We start from the raw sequence: 17,162 nt of genomic DNA on the forward strand, positions 1-17,162 counted from the left end.
CGCACCCTACGTACGAGGCGCACCCTGAAGACGTAGGGTGCGCCGTGCGCACCAATAACCCGCGTTAGAACGCGAAACTGTCCTCATCCATGGCCATCAGGCACTGCGAACCACCCAGCAGGGCTTCGCGGTGTGCACTGGCTCGCGGCAGTACACGGCGCAGATAAAAATCGGCGCTGTGCAATTTGGCCTGGTAGAACGCCGCCTCGCCGCTGCCCGTTTCCAGGACATCCTGCGCCCGCGCCGCCGCTTGCAGCCAGAAACCGGCGAGCAGCACATAAGCCGAGTACTGGAGAAAATCCACCGAAGTAGCGCCGATCTCCTGCGGGTCGCGCTGACAGACGGCAATCACTTCTGCGCTTAGCTCGCGCCATTCACCCAGACGTGCCTGCACGACGGTCGCCATACCCTTCAGCGTCGGGCGCTCTGCCTGGGCATCGCACAGCGCGCTGAACTCGGCCTGCAGCGCAGACAGCTCAGCCCCACCGTCGCCGAGCAACTTGCGGCGGATATAGTCCAGCGCTTGGATGCCGTTGGTACCCTCGTATAGCTGGGTGATGCGACTGTCGCGCATCAGTTGTTCCATGCCCCACTCGCGGATGAAGCCGTGGCCGCCATAGACCTGCACGCCATGGCTGGCTACTTCCTGGCCCATGTCGGTGAAGAACGCCTTGACGATAGGGATCAGCAGCGCCGCGCGCTTACCGGCCGCCTTACATGCCTCGGCCGACTCGGCGCCATGCTCCAGGTCGAGCTGGTGCGCGGTGTAGGCGGCGAGCATGCGGCTGCCCTCGACCAGGGTCTTCTGCGTCAGCAGCATGCGCCGCACATCGGGGTGAACGATGATCGGATCGGCCGCCTTGTCCGGCGCCTGCACGCCGGTCAGTCCCCGCGACTGCAGGCGCTCACGGGCATAACGCAGCGCGCCCTGGAAGGCTGCCTCGCCTATCCCCAAGCCTTGCAGGCCGACCTGAAAGCGCGCGTCGTTCATCATGGTGAACATGCAGGCCAGGCCCTGGTTGGCTTCGCCTACCAACCAGCCGGTGGCGCCGTCGAAGTTCATCACGCAGGTGGAGGCGCCCTTGATGCCCATCTTGTGCTCGATAGCGCCGCAGCTCAGCGCATTGCGTTCACCCGGTGTGCCGTCGGTGGCAGCGACAAATTTCGGTACCAGCAGCAGCGAAATGCCCTTCACGCCAGCAGGTGCATCCGGCAGACGCGCCAGCACCAGATGGATGATGTTCTCCGACAGATCCTGTTCGCCGCCGCTGATAAAGATCTTGCTACCGCTGACGCGATAGCTACCGTCGGCCTGCGGCTCGGCGCGGGTGCGCAGCAGAGCCAGGTCGGTGCCGGCCTGCGGCTCGGTCAGGCACATGGTGCCCGTCCACTGACCGCTGACCAGCTTGCCCAGATACTGCTGCTTCAACGCTTCGCTGCCGTGCCTGTGCAGCGCCAGCACGGCGCCCTCGGTCAGCCCGGAGTAGACGCGGAACGACAACGACGCGCCCATCAGCATCTCGTGAAAGGCGAAGGCCACCAGTTGTGGGAAGCCCTGGCCGCCATATTCCACCGGCCCGGTCATGCTTGCCCAGCCGTTGTCCACGTATTGCCGGTAGGCCTCGGCAAAGCCCTTGGGCGTGCTGACCTGGCCGTTTTCCAGGTGACAACCCTCCTCATCGCTGTTGCGATTGAGCGGCGCGACCTCGCCTGCGGCAAAGGCCGCAGCCTCCTCCAGCACACCGTCGATCAACTCGCGATCCAGGCCGTTACCCAGACGCTCGCAGTGGCCGGCAGCGTCGAACAGTTCGTGCAGCACGAAGCGCATATCGCGCAAAGGCGCCTGATAGCTCATACCCGGCCCTCCTGCACGTCGCTGAAGCGCTTGTTATCGGCAGCCAGCCGCTCGATCAGCGCCGCCGATTGCCAATGCGCGCCGAAGCGCTCGGTCAGTTGCAACAGACGCTGGTGAATCGCAGCGACACCCTCGCCGTCGGCCCAGCTCATCGGGCCGCCACGCTCGGCGGGAAAGCCGTAACCGTTGAGATAGACCAGATCGATGTCGTGGCTAGTGGCGGCGATGTTCTCCTCGAGAATCTTCGCCCCCTCGTTGACCAGTGCCAGCATGCAGCGCTCGAGAATCTCCTCGTTGCCGATATCACGGCGACTGAAGCCCAGGCGCTCCGATTGCATCTGCACCAGCCCGTCGACGACCGGGTCATGCTCGGCCTGGCGGCTGCCGGGCGCATACAGGTAATAGCCTTTGCCGCTCTTCTGGCCGAAGCGGCCCAGTTCGCACAGGCGGTTGTCCACCTGTACCGCCGGGTCGTCCTGGCCCTGGCCGGACAGTTCACGGGCACGCCATTCCAGGTCGATGCCGACCACGTCGTACATGCGAAACGGCCCCATGGCGAAGCCGGAGCCCTGCAGCGCCGCGTCCACCTGGTGCGGCCAGGCGCCTTCGAGCAGCAGCATGCGCGCCTCACGCACGTAGGTGTGCAGCATGCGGTTGCCGATAAAACCGTGGCAGTTACCGGCCACCACCGCCACCTTGCCCATGCGCTCGCCCAGCTCTTGAGCGGCGTCCAGCACGGCTGGCGCGGTCTTGCCTCCGCGGACGATCTCCAGCAGCTTCATGATGTGCGCCGGGCTGAAGAAGTGCAGGCCCAGCACGGCTTCCGGCCGAGTGGTGACGGCGGCGATGGCATCGATATCCAGCGCCGAGGTGTTGCTGGCGAGAATCGCGCCGGGCTTCATCACCGCGTCCAGCTCGCGGAAGATGCGCTGCTTGAGTTCGAGGTTTTCATACACCGCTTCGATCACCAGGTCGGCGTCGGCCAGCGCCGCATAGCTGTCCACCGCTTCGATACGTGCGCGTCGCGCTGCCGCTTCCAGTGAGTCGATACGACCCTTGGCGACGTTATGCGCCCAGGTTTCCTCGGCCATCGCCAGGCCCTGCTCGACCATCTGCGGATTGTTATCCAGCCACAGCACGCGCAAGCCGGCATTGGCCAGGCTGATGACAATACCGCGGCCCATGGTGCCGGCGCCGATCACAGCGGCACAGCGAAGCGGCGAGACGACTTTGTTCATTGTTGTTCCTCTCGTGCACGAACAGGCTGGGCCCCCTTAAAAACTACCTGCGTTGTCATCGCTGCGTTAAAAACAGGCTCAAAATGCTCATTTACAACCCGTAAACTCCGCTTTTTCGCCTGTTTTCGCCTTGCGCTGACTGCCTCGCCTACGTTTTTAAAGGCACCCAGAAGCTTGGGTCACGATAAGCAAGCCGCTACTATTTTTGAAATTTAGTCTTGTGATACAACGTATTCAGCAGATGAATTTCAGCAATTTCGACCTCAACCTGCTGCGGGTGCTGGACGCTCTGCTGCGCGAGCAGAACGTGTCGCGCGCCGCCGAGCGCCTGTCCTTGAGCCAGCCCGCCGTGAGCAATGCGCTGGGGCGCCTGCGCGAGCTGCTCGGCGACCCGCTGCTGGTGCGCGTGGGCCGGCGCATGCAACCGACGCCACGAGCACTGGCGCTGGAAGCCCCGATCCGCAGCGCCCTGCGCCAATTGGAACAGAGCCTGAGCGCCGGCGAGACCTTCGAGCCGGGCGAAAGCCGCCAGCGCTTTTGCATCGCCGTCACCGACTACGTGGAGCTGGTATGCATGCCGCGCCTGCTCGAGCGCATCAGCCATAAAGCGCCGGGCATCGGCATCGACATTCGCCACCTCAGCCCGAGCCTGCCGATGGAGGCGCTGGACAAGGGCGAGCTGGATCTGGTGCTGGGCCGCTTCGACGAGATGCCGGCGCGCTTCGCCCGTCACCACTGGATGAGCGAGACACTCAAGCTGGCGGTACACCGCGATCATCCGCTGCTGCGCCAGGGCAATCTGGATCTGGATACCTTCCTGCGCCTGCGCCACCTTTGGGTGCATGGTGGGCAGACCCGCGGCATGGTCGATCAATGGCTGGGGGAACAGGGGCTGTCGCGGCAGATTCTCTACACCACACCGAACTACCTGCAGGCGGCGCATATCGTCGCTGGCAGCGAGCTGGCGGCAGTGCTGCCCACCGCCCTCGCCCGACATTTCGCCACGCTGCTGCCACTGCAGTTGTTCGACCTGCCCTTCACCCTCGGGCCTTTCCATCTGGAGGTAGTCAGCCTGGCACAACGCCAACGCGATGCCGCGCTGCAATGGCTGATCGAGGAGATCGTCGCGGTGGCGGGATGATTACCCAGTCACCCGTCCTGTCTTTCCGCCTGCCTATCGGCGCGTCCGCCCAGATACCAACCTAACATTCCCCACAGCGCTGCACAGAGAGCACCGACCATGGCCACCAGCCAGGCGCCGTGGCCGAGCATGTCCAGCCCGGCCTTGGCCCAGCCGCTGAGGGCATCGCCACCGCGATAGACCACGGTGTCGATGAAGTTCTTCGCCTTGTACTTGCTCTCGGCGTCGAGCGGGGCGAAGAGCATTTCCCGCCCCGGCCGCACGAAGGCATACTCACCAATACGCCGCACGATCATCAGCCCAGCCAACATGGCGAAAGTCGGCGCCAGCGCCAGGCCGATAAAGCCCAGACACACCAGTGCCGGTACTAGCGACAGCAACACACGTACGCCCAGCTTCTGCGCCACCCGCCCGGTGATGAACAACTGCGCAGCCAGGGCACCGGCCTGCACGACGAAATCGATCACACCGAACACCTTCACCTGGGCGGCGCGATCCGGGAACAGCTCAGCCACCAGGCGCGCCTGCTCGAAATAGAGAAAGGTGCTCACCGAGGTGAGCAGCAAAATGAACGCGCCGATACCCAGCAGGTAACGCGAACCGAGCATACGCGTCAGCCCGCTGAACGGATTGCCTGACACCGGCCTGCGCGGGCTCTCGTTGGCTGCCCCTGCAGACCGCCCGGCGCCCTGTCGCTCGCGCCACTCCATCAGGTAACGCTTGAGCGCCATGGCCGCACCGAGCAGCACGGCGGCCATCAGCATCAACCCGGACTCACCGATAGCGCCGATCAACAAGGCGCTCAACAGCGGTCCACAGAGCCCACCAACGCTAGCGCCTGCAGCAATGAAGGCGAACAGCCGCCGCGCCTGGGCGCCATCGAACACGTCGGCCATCAGGCTCCAGGCCACCGAGACGACGAACAGGTTGTAGACCGAGATCCACACGTAGAACACCCGCGCCAGCCATACGCTGTCGTGGTCGATGCGAAACAGCAGGACGAAGGCCAGCAAGTTGAGGCAGAAGAAGCCGTATACCCAGTCGATGAAATGGATACGCGGGACTTTCGAGTTGAGCCAGGCGAACAGCGGCACCGCCAGCAGCATGACGACAAAGGTCGCGGTGAACAGCCACTGCAGATTGTTCACACCACCGGTGATGCCCATCGCCTCACGGATCGGCCGCAACATGAAATAGCCGGCGAACAGACAGAAGAACAAGGCAAAACCGGCCAGCACCGCAGCCAGCTCCTCACCTTCGGCATTGATCGCACGCGCCAGGCGCCGGGTGAGCGCCTGCATCTCAGGCGAATAGCTCGATGATGCGTTGGCGCTGCGCCGCGTCGGGCAGGCGGCCCTGGCCGGCGAGGATGTTGTCAGCCATATAGCGTGGGTTGGAGGTGGCCGGGATCACCGCCGTTACCGCCGGGTTGGCGAGGATGTACTTGAGCATCAGCTGTGCCCAAGAGGTGGCATCGAGCTCCACCGCAGCCCAGTCCGGCAGGCTCTTGCCCTTGACCCGATCGAACAGGGCCGAGCGTTGAAAAGGCCGGTTGATCAAAACTGCGATGCCCTTGTCGGCGCAGTAGGGCAACAGCTCGCGCTCGGCGTTGCGCTCGCCGATGGAGTAGTTGAACTGGACGAAATCCACTGGTTCCTTGCGCAGGACCTCGAGCAGGCGCTCGTGGGCGGAATCCAGGTAGTGAGTCACGCCGATGTAGCGTACCCGGCCCTGTTCTTTCAGCTCGCGCAACAGGCCAAGCTGAGTGCTGGTGTCCTGCAGGTTATGCACCTGCATCAGGTCGATGGTGTCGGTCTTGAGCGCGGCGAAACTGGCTTCGACCTGCCGCTCGCCAGCAGAACGCCCGGTGGAGGACACCTTGCTGGCCAGGAACAGCTTTTTGCGCATGTCGCCTTCTGCGGCCAGAGCGCCACACACCGCTTCGGCCCGCCCGTAGCTCGGCGCGGTATCCACCAGGCTGGCGCCACCGTTGACCAGTGCCTGCAACACCTCGCGCAAGGGCTGTAGCGCCTCGTCGCTCATCGCCACATCGTGGGTGCGTGAGGTACCCAGACCGATCACCGGCAGCAGTTCACCGCTACTGGGAATCGCCCGGCTCAGCAGTGTTTCGGCGGCGAAGACGGAGGACGGTAACCAGGGCATCAGGACAGCTAACGCTGCCAGGCTGGCGCTACCTTGCAGGACTCGGCGACGAGTAGGCATGACGTGGCTCCTCTAACAGTGACCGGTTGGTTATAGGCACTGACCGCGCTGAGACCAAGGCGTTACATCCGCGACCGATTCGCTATCGACCGAGAAAGACAGCAAGGGAATCCGCCGGAGGCCGGCAGTGACGGGCGCAGGAGGGGAAATGCGGCAGGCTACGGACGCAATATCCGGTAACCAAAAACGCCGCTGCGCCAGGCGGGATAACGGCGCAGCGGTCGGGAAACAGTTATCAGGCTGCGCGCGAAGAAGAGTCGCTGATCAGCATGCCGTGGGAGACGAGAAAGCAGCGATGACCGTTCTGCAGAGTCAGAGGGTTGCGACTGGCGATCACCCAACCTTTGCTCAATAGCTGCTCGATATGCGCACGCAATGCGGGCAGGTGGCGCTGTTCCTTCATGGCCGATTCCTCATGTAATGGGTGACACTGCACCCAGTGGCTCATCCGTGACACATATCGCAAAATGGTAGTGGCGCAATGCCAGGAAAGAAAGCGGCGCGATTATGTAATTTCTTGTAGGACATTCGCTATACCCCCCCCGTCACATCAGCGCTGCGCTGACTCCGCTTGCGGCTCTTTCCGAGGGGTGGAAAACATCAGCTAATGGTCTTCCAGTTTGCCGTAGTGCAGCAGTGCCACATCGGGCAGGTGATGCTGGAGCAGATTCCATGGCACGCGCTCGCCCTGCGCTGGCAGCAGCTGCAAAGCCTGCGCGATACGGGCCATCAGCAATGGCCTGCGGGGTCGCTCGGGAAGAGGCGCAGAACCTCGAGTGAGCGCCACGACTGGCCTCAGGCGCCCGAGCAGCGCTAAGCTGTGGCGATGACCACTCCCTACCTGACCTCGCAGCAGACCAGCAGCACGGACGCCGCCAGCAGCCTGCGGCTGGGTGGTGACTGGACGCTGGCCCACTACAGCCAGCTCGAACCCCAGGTGCTGGCCCTACGCGAACGCCTGCAGGGCAAGGAGTCCGTCGACCTGAGCGACCTGGCCGCGCTGGATACCGCCGGCGCCGCGTTGCTGGTGGAACTGTTCGGCAGCGAACGCCTGCGCCAGCTCAGCAAACAAAGCGAATTCAACGAGCAACGCCGCGCACTGCTGCTGACAGTGGCCGATGCCATGGCCGACAGCCAGCAGGCTCAGACGCCGCCGGAGCCGTCGGTGCTGCGTGAGGTGCTCGGGCACATCGGCGAAGTGGTCGAAAGCATGTGGCACCAGGGCCGCGCGTTGCTCGGGTTCATGGGCCTGACCCTGACCAGCATGCTGGCGATACTGGTGCGGCCGACCCGCTGGCGCCTGACCTCGCTGACCGCGCACTTGGAGCAGTGCGGGCTCAATGCCGTGCCCATCGTCGCCCTGCTGACCTTTCTGGTGGGCGCCGTGGTGGCCTTTCTCGGCGCGACCATCCTCGCCGACTTCGGCGCCAGCATCTACACGGTGAATCTGGTGGCCTTCTCCTTCCTGCGCGAATTCGGCGTGCTGCTCACTGCGATTCTCATGGCCGGCCGCACCGCCAGCGCCTTCACCGCACAGATCGGCTCGATGAAGGCCAACGAGGAAATCGACGCCATCCGCACCCTCGGCCTGAGCCCCATCGAACTGCTGGTGCTGCCGCGCGTTTTCGCCATGCTCATCGCCCTGCCGATATTGACCTTCATCGCCATGCTCAGCGGCATGCTCGGCGGCGCACTGGTCTGCGCGCTGTCACTGGATATTCCGCTGGCCATGTACCTGTCGATCCTGCAGGAAAGCGACCTGCTGCGGCACTTCCTGGTCGGCCTGCTCAAGGCGCCGATCTTCGCCTTCCTGATCGCCCTGATCGGCTGCCTGGAAGGTTTCAAGGTCAGCGGCAGCGCACAATCGGTGGGTGAACACACTACCTCGGCAGTGGTGCAGTCGATCTTCGTGGTCATCCTGCTCGACGCCCTGGCCGCGCTGTTCCTGATGGAGATGGGCTGGTGAGCCAGGAAACCGTCATCGAGGTACGCGACCTGAGCAATCGCTTCGGTAGCCAGGTGGTGCACGAGCACCTGGATTTCGATCTCTATCGCGGCGAGATCCTCGGCGTGGTCGGTGGCTCCGGTACCGGCAAATCCGTGCTGCTGCGCAGCATCGTCGGCCTGCGCCAACCCAATGCCGGCACCGTGCGCGTGTTCGGCGAAGAACTGCTGAGCCTGCCGGCCGAGCGCCGCTCGCAACTGGAGCGGCGCTTCGGCGTGCTCTATCAGCGCGGCGCACTGTTCTCCTCGCTGACCGTCAGCGAGAACGTCGCCCTGCCACTGATCGAGCATGCCGGCCTGTCACGCGCCGAGGCCGAACGCCTGGCTCGGGTCAAGATCGCCCTGGCCGGTCTGCCCCAGGATGCCGGCAGCAAATACCCCAGCTCCCTGTCCGGTGGCATGGTCAAGCGCGCCGCCCTGGCCCGTGCCCTGGCGCTCGACCCGGAAATCCTGTTCCTCGACGAGCCCACCGCCGGCCTCGACCCGATTGGTGCGGCGGCCTTCGACCAGTTGATCCGCACCCTCAGTGACAGCCTGGGTCTGAGTGTATTTCTGGTGACCCACGACCTGGACACGCTCTACAGCATCTGCGACCGGGTCGCGGTATTGGCGCAGAAGAAGGTGCTGGTAGCCGACCGCCTGGACGTGGTGGCCGCTACCAACGATCCCTGGATTCAGGAATATTTTCACGGCCCGCGTGGACGCGCGGCCGCAAAGGCCGCTGCGGCGGCAGGGAGGCAATGAATGGAACCCAAAGCCCATCATGTGCTGATCGGTCTGTTCACCGTGCTCACGGTAGGCGCGGCGCTGCTGTTCGGCCTGTGGCTGAACAAGGCCGGGGCGGATCGTGCATTCACCGACTACGAGGTGATCTTCAACGAAGCGGTCACCGGCCTGTCGCAGGGTAGCGCCGTGCAGTACAGCGGGATCAAGGTTGGCGACGTGGTCAGCCTCGGGCTCGATCCAGATGATCCGCGCACGGTGCGCGCACGCATCCGTATCGTCGGCAATACCCCAATCAAGCAGGACACCCGTGCCCGCCTGGCTATCACCGGCATCACCGGCCTGGCAGTCATACAGCTGCACGGTGGCAGCCCCGAGAGCCCACCACTGGAGGGCAAGGACGGCCAACCCGGCATCATCATCGCCGACCGATCGCCGTTATCACGGCTGATGGCCAACGGCGAGGACCTGGTCAGCAACATCACCCGCCTGCTCAACCGCGCCAACCGCATGCTCTCGCGCGAGAACGCCGAGCGTGTGTCACGCACCCTGGAAAACCTCGAGCAGGCCACCGCCGGCATCGCCGACCAGCGTGAAGAACTGGGCGAAGCCCTGCGCCAGACCAGCGCCGCCACACGTGAAGCCGCCGCACTGATGAAGAACGCCAATCAGTTGCTCGACAGCCAGGGCAGCCAGGTGCTGGAAAGCGCCGAACGCCTGATGGTCTCACTGGAACGCAGCAGCCAAACCATCGAGCAGTTGCTGCAGAACAATCGCGGCGCACTGGACAGCGGCATGCAGGGCCTGAGCGATCTGGGCCCGACGATCAGCGAGCTGCGCGAAACCCTCGGCGCCCTGCGCGGTTTCTCTCGCCGCCTGGAGCAGGACCCCAGCGGCTACCTGCTGCGCAGCGACAGCATCAAGGAGTTCCAACCATGAAGCGTCTTACCCTGTTGCTGGCGGCCGCCCTGCTCGGCGCCTGCTCGATCTTGCCGCAGAGCGAACCGCTGGATATCTACCTGCTACCGGCCACGACGCTGCCGGCACAGACACAGCGTGTCGACTGGTCGCTGCGGGTCAACAGCCCGGTCAGCAACCAGTTGCTAGACGGTACACGTATCGTCGTGCTGCCCGAACCCGGACGAGTCAACACCTATCAGGGCGTGCGCTGGAGCGAGCGCACGCCACAGTTGTTGCGTGCGCGACTGCTCGATGCATTTCAGGATGATGGCCGGATTCAGGCGCTGAGCAACGAGGACCAGCGCCTGCAGGCCGACCTGGAACTGGTCAGCGATCTGCGCAGCTTCCATAGCGAATACCGTGACGGCATCCCGTACGCGCTGATCCGCCTCGAGGTCAACCTGGTGGATACGCGCAGCCAGAAGATCATCGCCAGCCGCCGCTTCAGCGTCAGCCAAGCAGCAGGCGATACCTCGATTACCGCAGTAGTGGCTGCGTTCGGCAAGGCTGCCGATCAATTGTCCCGCGAACTGGTGGACTGGACACTGGCCGAAGGCCAACGCGTCGCCCAGTAAGGTGCGCCGTGCGCACCAGGCATTTCACAGGCGATCATCCCTACGATAGCCAGTTGCGCACTTCGGCATAGGGGTAATCCTCAAGCGCAGCGAAGCCGGCCAGCTGGCGTGCCTTGAGCTTGGTGAACAAGGGCGTGGTCACGCCGCAGAGAAAACGCGTCAGGCACTCGGGGCTCGGTTCGTGTCCGGCGTACTGCAGGTGCTTCTCGACGAAGGCGGCGCACAGCGCCTTCGCATCCCGACCGCTCAGCGACGGCAGTTCCGATGGCGAAGGCAATGTGGCGACCTGGCCCCGGCACACCGAACAGTGCCCACAATGCTCGGGCGCCTGCCCGTCACCGAAGTACAGCGCCAGGCGGCGACTGAGGCACTCGTTGCTTTCGAATAGCGCGAGCATGGCCTGGATACGGGCGATCTCGCTGGCCTCGTGGCTGCGAAAATGTGCGTGCAGATCATTGGCCAGGGCATCGACATCGAAGTCGCCATCGAGCACGGCATAGACCTCGGTCATCTGCTTGCTTTCCAGCTCCAGCCAACCCCTTTCCTGGAAGTAATCCAGCGCCTTGACCACCCGCGCGCGCTCGGCGCCGTACTGTTGATACAGTGCGTCGAAGTCCAGCGTCGACCAGGTGCGCGCCCGTTTCGAGCAGGCCAGTATCGCCTCGACGAACTGGCGCCGCTCGCCCTCGAACTGTCCCAGCAAGGCCTCGTCGTCCAGCAACAGCTTGAAGCGATACTCGGCGAAGTAGGCATAGCGTGGCGCGATGATGCCGCGCAGCTCCAGCTGCACCAGCAGGGTCTTGAGCGGCAGCGCACGGATATTGCTCAGCTCGGACAGCTGATTGAGCATCAGCTCCCATTGCCCGCCCGTGCCGACCACACGCAAGTCGTCGAGCACGGCGCGAATGCCGGAGAGCTCTGGCGTATCGCCATAGACGAAGTTCTCCAGCACGCTGAGGCCATCGCGGCTGGCCAGCACCAGGCAGTCCGAAGCCTGACCATCGCGCCCGGCGCGGCCTATCTCCTGGCTGTAGTTCTCCACCGACTTGGGTAGGTCGAAGTGCACCACGTTGCGGATGTCACGCTTGTCGATGCCCATGCCGAAGGCGATGGTGGCGACAATGCATTCCAGCTCACCGGCCATGAAACGGCGCTGGATCGACTCGCGTACCTCATGGGCCATACCGGCGTGGTAGGCGCTGACCGCCAGACCATCGCGCGCCAGGTGCTCGGCCACCTGCTCGGCGGTCTTCTGCTGGGTGACGTAGACGATGCTCGCCTGGCCGCGTCGCGGCGCCAGCCATTGCTGCAGACGCTGCATCTTGGCGCCGCCAGGCACCGGCTCGACCAGCAGGTTGAGGTTGGGCCGGTAAAAACCGGTGGTGACCACGTCCGCCTCGGCGATGGCGAACTTCTCGCGCATATCGGCGATCACCTTAGGCGTGGCCGTGGCGGTCAGCAGCAGCACCTGCGCGATACCGAACTGGCGCTGATAGTCGGGCAGCTTGAGGTAATCCGGGCGGAAGTTGTGACCCCATTCGGAGATACAGTGCGCCTCGTCGACCACCAGCAGGGAAATCGGCACCTGGGCGATGAAGTTGCGAAAGCGCTCGTTCTTCAGGCGCTCCACCGAGATCATCAGAATCTTCAGCTCGCCGCTGCGCGCACGATTCATCACCTCCATCGCCTGCTCGCGGCTTTGCGCCGAATCGATGCTGGCCGCTGCAATGCCGTGAGCATGCAGGAAGGCGAGCTGATCCTGCATCAGCGCCAGCAGCGGCGAGATGACCAGGGTCAGGTGCGGCAGGTGCAGGGCCGGCAGCTGGTAGCACAGCGACTTGCCCGAGCCGGTAGGGAAGATCGCCGCCGCCGAACGACCGGCGAGCACGGCGCTGATCACCGTTTCCTGGCCGGGGCGCAGCTTATCGAAACCGAAGACGCGTTTGAGGGTGGACATGCGCTGTCACTCCTTTGACCGCTGAATGGCACCTGACCATAACGCGGTTGCGTGGGGTGCGCCATGCGCACTGACGTGTTGCACCTGTGTAGGCCGGGCTCAGGAGCGCCAGCGAACAGCCCGCCGCCGTGCCATGCTCGGCATCGCAATCTGCACGTGGCAGCCATTGCGTACTGCCTGCGGCGAGTACACCCTACTTCGCTGTGTGCACCCGCCCTACGCTGGACGCAGCCTCCAACAACGACAAAGCCGCCCGAAGGCGGCTTTGTCAGAGAGCGCGGCTCAGCTTACAGCTGCGGGCCGGCGCTCTTGATGGCGTCGCTGACATCGAACTTCTGGAAGTTGTCGATGAACAGCTTGGCCAGGCCCTTGGCGGCTTCGTCGTAGGCATTCTTGTCAGCCCACGTGTTGCGCGGGTTGAGCAGGTTGGTCTCGACGCCCGGAACGGCCTTGGGCACGTCCAGGTTGATGATCGGCAGGTGCTCGGTCTCGGCACCGATTAGCGCGCCACTCTGGATGGCAGCGATCACGCCACGAGTGGTGGGAATGTTGAAACGCTTGCCGACGCCGTAGCCGCCGCCAGTCCAGCCGGTGTTGACCAGGTAGACCTTGGAGCCGAAGGCATTGATGCGCTTGATCAGCAGCTCGGCGTAAACGCCAGCCGGACGCGGGAAGAACGGTGCGCCGAAGCAGGTGGAGAAGGTTGACTTGATGCCGCCGCCCGAACCCATTTCGGTGGAACCGACCAGCGCGGTGTAGCCGGACAGGAAGTGGTAGGCCGCCTGCTCGTTGTTGAGGATCGATACCGGCGGCAGCACGCCAGTCAGGTCGCAGGTCAGGAAGATAACGGCATTCGGCTCGCCGCCCAGGTTCTTCTCGCTGCGCTTCTCGACGTACTCCAGCGGGTAGGCGGCGCGGCTGTTCTGGGTCAGGCTGTCGTCGGCGTAATCCGGGGTACGGCTGTCGTCGAGCACGACGTTTTCCAGCACGGTGCCAAACTGGATGGCTTTCCAGATCACCGGCTCGTTCTTCTCGGACAGGTCGATGCACTTGGCATAGCAGCCGCCTTCGACGTTGAACACCACGCCTTCGCCCCAACCGTGCTCGTCGTCACCGATCAGGTAACGCGACTCGTCGGCGGACAGGGTGGTCTTGCCGGTGCCGGACAGGCCGAAGAACAAGGTCACGTCGCCCTCTTCACCGATGTTGGCAGCGCAGTGCATCGGCAGCACGTCTTTTTCCGGCAGCAGGAAGTTCTGCACGGAGAACATGGCTTTCTTCATTTCACCGGCGTAACGCATGCCGGCGATCAGGACTTTCTTGGCAGCGAAGTTGATGATCACGCAGCCATCGGAGTTGGTGCCGTCACGCTCGGGCACGCACTCGAAGTTGGCGACGTTGAGGATCTGCCACTCGGCCTTGCCAGCCTGGTTGTAGGTGGTCGGGTTGATGAACAGCTGACGGCCGAACAGGTTCTGCCAGGCGGTCGCGGTGGTCATCTTCACCGGCAGGTAGTGCTCTTCGGCAGAACCGACGTGAACGTGGGAGACGAAGTGCTCCTGAGCGGCGTTGAACGCGGCGACGCGATCCCACAGGGCATCGAACTTGTCGGCCGGGAACGGACGGTTGATGGCGCCCCAGGCAATCTGCGCCTCGGTGCTCGGCTCCTGAACGATGAAACGATCAGCCGGCGAGCGGCCAGTGCGATGACCAGTACGTACGACCAGCGCGCCGTTGGCGGCCAGTTCCCCTTCACCACGGCGAATGGCTTCTTCGACCAGTTGCGCGGCGCTGATGTCGGTGTACACGGCGTTGTTGGCTTGCGTCATGAGGGTCCCCGTCGGCCGCTGGCCGAGTCTTCCGAACGTTGTGTAGTACAGGGGCAACTGCACTACACGGTAAAAAAGTCGCGGGAGTATGCCAGAAAAGCGAACTGCTTGGCAGCCTCCGATCTGATAGAGAACGGCTATCGTTTAGAAAAGTTCATCAATGCCGCGTCTGCGACGGCGCCTCGCTACCGGCACCGGCGAACAGCTGGGCGATGTCGGCGGCGTCGAAGGCATAGCGCTCGTTGCAGAACTGGCAATCGATCACCACGCTGCCACCCTGCTCGGCCAGCAGCAGTTCGGCGTCGGCCTGACCGAGGCTAGCCAGGGCAGTGGCCGAACGCTCACGCGAGCAGCTGCAGCGGAACTGCAACGGCTGTTCATCGAACAGGCGCACATTCTCTTCGTGGTAGAGGCGATGCAGCAGGGTCGGGTTGTCCAGCCCCAGCAGCTCTTCGGCGGTCAGGGTGTCGGCCAGGGTCAGCACGTGGTTCCAGCTCTCGGCGCGCTCTTCCGCTTCGGTCTGATGGTGTGGCGGCAGTTGCTGCAGCAGCAGGCCGCGCGCACGCTGGCCGTCGGCCTTGAGCCAGAAACGTGTCGGCAGCTGTTCGGAGCTGGCGAAGTAGTTGGATAGGCACTCGGCCAGGTCGACGCCTTCGAGGTCGACGATGCCCTGGTAGCGCTGGCCCCGGGTCGGGTCGATGGTGATGGCCAACACGCCATTGGGCATCAGGCTTTGCAGGTCAGCATCGGCGCCGATCTGCTCGGTTTCATAGCGGGCGATACCGCGCAGCTCGCGAGCGCTCGAGCATTCCACCATCAGCAGCGACAGCGGGCCTTCCGAACGTGCCTGCAGCACCAGCAGGCCGTCGAACTTGAGAGTACCGACCAGCAGGGCGGCGGCGGCCATCATCTCGCCGAGCAGTTGCGCCACTGGCTGCGGGTAGGCGTGCTTGGCCAGCACATGAGCGTAACTTTCGCGCAACGCGACCATTTCGCCTCGCACGTCGGTGTCGTCGAAGAGAAAGCGTTGACTGAAGTCGTTCATGGCGGCTGGCCCAGGGTCTATAAAAGGCTGGCGATTTTATGCACAAACGCCAGCACAACCAAGGCCCGAACGTCATGTGAGCGTGTTCACACAGCAGGAATCAGCCGCTGAACCTTGGCTGAACGACTGTGCTGCCGCCCTTGTTTAGGCGCCAGCACTGCCTATCATCCGCGCGCCTGAGGTCAGGCCTGTCATAAATCTGCAAAGGGATTTCCCATGTCGAGCACGTTCATCAATCGTCACTGGCAACCACGCGCCATGCTGGTCTGCCATGTCGTGGCCGTCGTGCTGCTCGTCAGTTGGCTGTGGCAGCCTACCCGCGAGCTGTGGAATTTCTTCGATGTGTGGCTGTTCAAGCTGCTCAACGACCCGGTCCATGCCGGCGGCCTGTGGGCACACATCTGGGCCATCGGCAGCATGCGCCCGGTCGATGCTGGTGTCGGCGTAGTGATGCTGGCGGTCATGCTCAAGGCCGATCTGGTATTTACCGGGCCGCAGGTACGCCGAGCACTGTTCGCCTTTCTGGTCGCCCTGATCGTGATGCTGCTGATGCGCGTGCTGTTCGCCGACCTGGTCGAATACATGGGCTGGCAGCACGCCAGCCCTTCGCTGGTAGTAGAGGGCAGCGCGCGCCTGACCGAGATGTTCCCGGCCTGGGAAGAACGCTGGGACCTGAAGGACAGCGCCAGCCGCAGTTTCCCCGGTGACCACGCCTCGGTGCTGCTGATCTGGGCTTATTTCATGAGCTTCTTTGCCCGCGGCTGGCGTCTGCTGCTGGTCTGGGCCATTACCGTGATCGGCATCCTGCCGCGCCTGGTGGCCGGTGCTCACTGGGGGGCGGATGCCTTCGTCGGCGGCGTATTCCTCAGCCTGCTGGCCCTGGCCTGGAGCTGCTACACCCCGCTGGGTTATCACGCCAGCGAATGGCTGGAGAAGGTCACCCTGCCAATCACCTCGCGCCTGGCCAAACTGCCACTGCTGGGCCGCATGAGCATCGTCAGCGGACGTTGAGCGAGAAAGTGGGAGCGAGCTCTGCTCGCGAAGCTTTACCGTCGTTCGCATTCGCGAGCAGAGCTCGCTCCAACAGGCTTGCGCCTAATCCTCATCCGCCCAGGGGTGGCGCAGGCCACCTTCCTGCTGCTCGTTGAACTGATGGATCTGCCGGCGTTGCTTCTTGCTCGGTCGACCATCGGTCTGCATGCCCACGGCGCCAGCTTTGCGCATGGCCGCGGCCTGCTCGCGGCGGGCGATACTTTCTTCCGTCTCGCGATACAGCAGTTGCGCCTCGGGCGCACCACGGCGGACGCTGGATAATGCCAGCACGACCACGGTGCGCTCATCGAAGCCGGTGCGCAGCACGTACTCATCACCGATCTTCGGCTCCTTGCCCGGCTTGCAACGCTCGCCACGATGATGGACCTTGCCACCTTCTATAGCCGCCTTGCACAGGGCGCGCGTCTTGAAGAAGCGTGCCGCCCACAGCCATTTGTCCAGGCGGATCTTGTCGTCGTCTTTTTCGCTCATCTCACTCTCTGAAGGGTTCTGCTATTCGCACGCGCGGCAGATGCAGTTGTCACACGACACAACTAGAATGCGCGGAATCATAGGCGTT

General features: G+C 63.8%; 16 protein-coding genes. 6 read left to right on the forward strand and 10 right to left on the reverse strand.

Annotation, left to right across the window (positions count from 1 at the left end):
- Window positions 1-64: 64 nt before the first annotated feature.
- Together CDO35_RS05370 and CDO35_RS05375 are read right to left on the reverse strand one after the other, a co-directional pair.
- Window positions 65-1,855: an acyl-CoA dehydrogenase C-terminal domain-containing protein gene (locus tag CDO35_RS05370; protein ID WP_099522913.1), complete on the reverse strand. Its 1,791-nt coding sequence runs from the start codon at window positions 1,853-1,855 to the stop codon at window positions 65-67.
- Entirely contained in the window at window positions 1,852-3,093 is a 1,242-nt protein-coding gene (locus CDO35_RS05375) for a 3-hydroxyacyl-CoA dehydrogenase (protein ID WP_099522914.1), read from the reverse strand. The genes CDO35_RS05370 and CDO35_RS05375 overlap by 4 nt, the downstream gene beginning before the upstream one ends.
- A gap of 241 nt (window positions 3,094-3,334) precedes the next feature.
- Between CDO35_RS05375 and CDO35_RS05380 the strand changes: the two genes are divergently transcribed.
- The gene (locus CDO35_RS05380) at window positions 3,335-4,234 is read left to right on the forward strand and encodes a LysR family transcriptional regulator (RefSeq protein WP_099522915.1); all 900 of its coding nucleotides are present in this window, start codon (window positions 3,335-3,337) and stop codon (window positions 4,232-4,234) included.
- Between the two features lie 8 nt (window positions 4,235-4,242).
- On the opposite strand, the gene CDO35_RS05385 is transcribed toward CDO35_RS05380, so the two are convergent.
- From CDO35_RS05385 to CDO35_RS23075, 4 genes are all read right to left on the reverse strand, one after another.
- On the reverse strand, window positions 4,243-5,535 hold the full coding sequence (locus CDO35_RS05385; RefSeq protein ID WP_099522916.1) for an NTP/NDP exchange transporter: 1,293 nt from the start codon (window positions 5,533-5,535) through the stop codon (window positions 4,243-4,245).
- A 1-nt stretch (window position 5,536) separates the two neighbouring features.
- Entirely contained in the window at window positions 5,537-6,457 is a 921-nt protein-coding gene (locus CDO35_RS05390; protein ID WP_099522917.1) for an aldo/keto reductase, read from the reverse strand.
- Between the two features lie 235 nt (window positions 6,458-6,692).
- The gene (locus CDO35_RS22930; protein ID WP_166432379.1) at window positions 6,693-6,860 is read right to left on the reverse strand and encodes a hypothetical protein; all 168 of its coding nucleotides are present in this window, start codon (window positions 6,858-6,860) and stop codon (window positions 6,693-6,695) included.
- Between the two features lie 201 nt (window positions 6,861-7,061).
- Window positions 7,062-7,187, reverse strand: a complete 126-nt coding sequence (locus CDO35_RS23075) for a hypothetical protein (protein WP_256672402.1) — start codon at window positions 7,185-7,187, stop codon at window positions 7,062-7,064.
- A gap of 96 nt (window positions 7,188-7,283) precedes the next feature.
- Between CDO35_RS23075 and CDO35_RS05395 the strand changes: the two genes are divergently transcribed.
- Genes CDO35_RS05395 through CDO35_RS05410 form a run of 4 tightly spaced genes read left to right on the forward strand, consistent with a single transcriptional unit; the run spans window position 7,284 to window position 10,719 of the window.
- Complete coding sequence (locus CDO35_RS05395) at window positions 7,284-8,423, forward strand: ABC transporter permease (RefSeq protein WP_099522918.1); 1,140 nt, start codon at window positions 7,284-7,286, stop codon at window positions 8,421-8,423.
- Window positions 8,420-9,205, forward strand: a complete 786-nt coding sequence (locus tag CDO35_RS05400) for an ABC transporter ATP-binding protein (protein WP_099522919.1) — start codon at window positions 8,420-8,422, stop codon at window positions 9,203-9,205. Before CDO35_RS05395 ends, CDO35_RS05400 begins: the two co-directional genes overlap by 4 nt.
- Window positions 9,206-10,123: an MlaD family protein gene (locus CDO35_RS05405; RefSeq protein WP_017360615.1), complete on the forward strand. Its 918-nt coding sequence runs from the start codon at window positions 9,206-9,208 to the stop codon at window positions 10,121-10,123.
- Window positions 10,120-10,719 carry an ABC-type transport auxiliary lipoprotein family protein gene (locus tag CDO35_RS05410; protein WP_099522920.1) on the forward strand — a complete coding sequence of 200 codons (600 nt, stop codon included), beginning with the start codon at window positions 10,120-10,122 and terminating at the stop codon, window positions 10,717-10,719. Before CDO35_RS05405 ends, CDO35_RS05410 begins: the two co-directional genes overlap by 4 nt.
- 40 nt (window positions 10,720-10,759) lie before the next feature.
- Here CDO35_RS05410 and CDO35_RS05415 read toward each other — a convergent pair whose 3' ends face one another.
- The 3 genes from CDO35_RS05415 to hslO form a co-directional block, all read right to left on the reverse strand.
- A complete protein-coding gene (locus CDO35_RS05415; protein ID WP_041976156.1) occupies window positions 10,760-12,676 on the reverse strand; it encodes a RecQ family ATP-dependent DNA helicase in 1,917 nt (638 codons plus the stop codon).
- A gap of 287 nt (window positions 12,677-12,963) precedes the next feature.
- The gene (locus CDO35_RS05420) at window positions 12,964-14,505 is read right to left on the reverse strand and encodes a phosphoenolpyruvate carboxykinase (RefSeq protein WP_099522921.1); all 1,542 of its coding nucleotides are present in this window, start codon (window positions 14,503-14,505) and stop codon (window positions 12,964-12,966) included.
- 157 nt (window positions 14,506-14,662) lie between these two features.
- Window positions 14,663-15,550 carry an Hsp33 family molecular chaperone HslO gene (gene hslO, locus CDO35_RS05425; protein WP_099522922.1) on the reverse strand — a complete coding sequence of 296 codons (888 nt, stop codon included), beginning with the start codon at window positions 15,548-15,550 and terminating at the stop codon, window positions 14,663-14,665.
- Between the two features lie 216 nt (window positions 15,551-15,766).
- On the opposite strand from hslO, the gene CDO35_RS05430 reads away from it, so the two are divergent.
- Window positions 15,767-16,561 carry a phosphatase PAP2 family protein gene (locus tag CDO35_RS05430; RefSeq protein WP_099522923.1) on the forward strand — a complete coding sequence of 265 codons (795 nt, stop codon included), beginning with the start codon at window positions 15,767-15,769 and terminating at the stop codon, window positions 16,559-16,561.
- A gap of 84 nt (window positions 16,562-16,645) precedes the next feature.
- Here CDO35_RS05430 and CDO35_RS05435 read toward each other — a convergent pair whose 3' ends face one another.
- Window positions 16,646-17,074, reverse strand: coding sequence for an RNA-binding S4 domain-containing protein (locus CDO35_RS05435; RefSeq protein WP_017678397.1), 429 nt, complete (start codon window positions 17,072-17,074; stop codon window positions 16,646-16,648).
- Between the last annotated feature and the right edge of the window lie 88 nt (window positions 17,075-17,162).

The sequence above is a fragment of the Pseudomonas sediminis genome, assembly GCF_002741105.1.
GTDB classification, from domain to species: domain Bacteria; phylum Pseudomonadota; class Gammaproteobacteria; order Pseudomonadales; family Pseudomonadaceae; genus Aquipseudomonas; species Aquipseudomonas sediminis.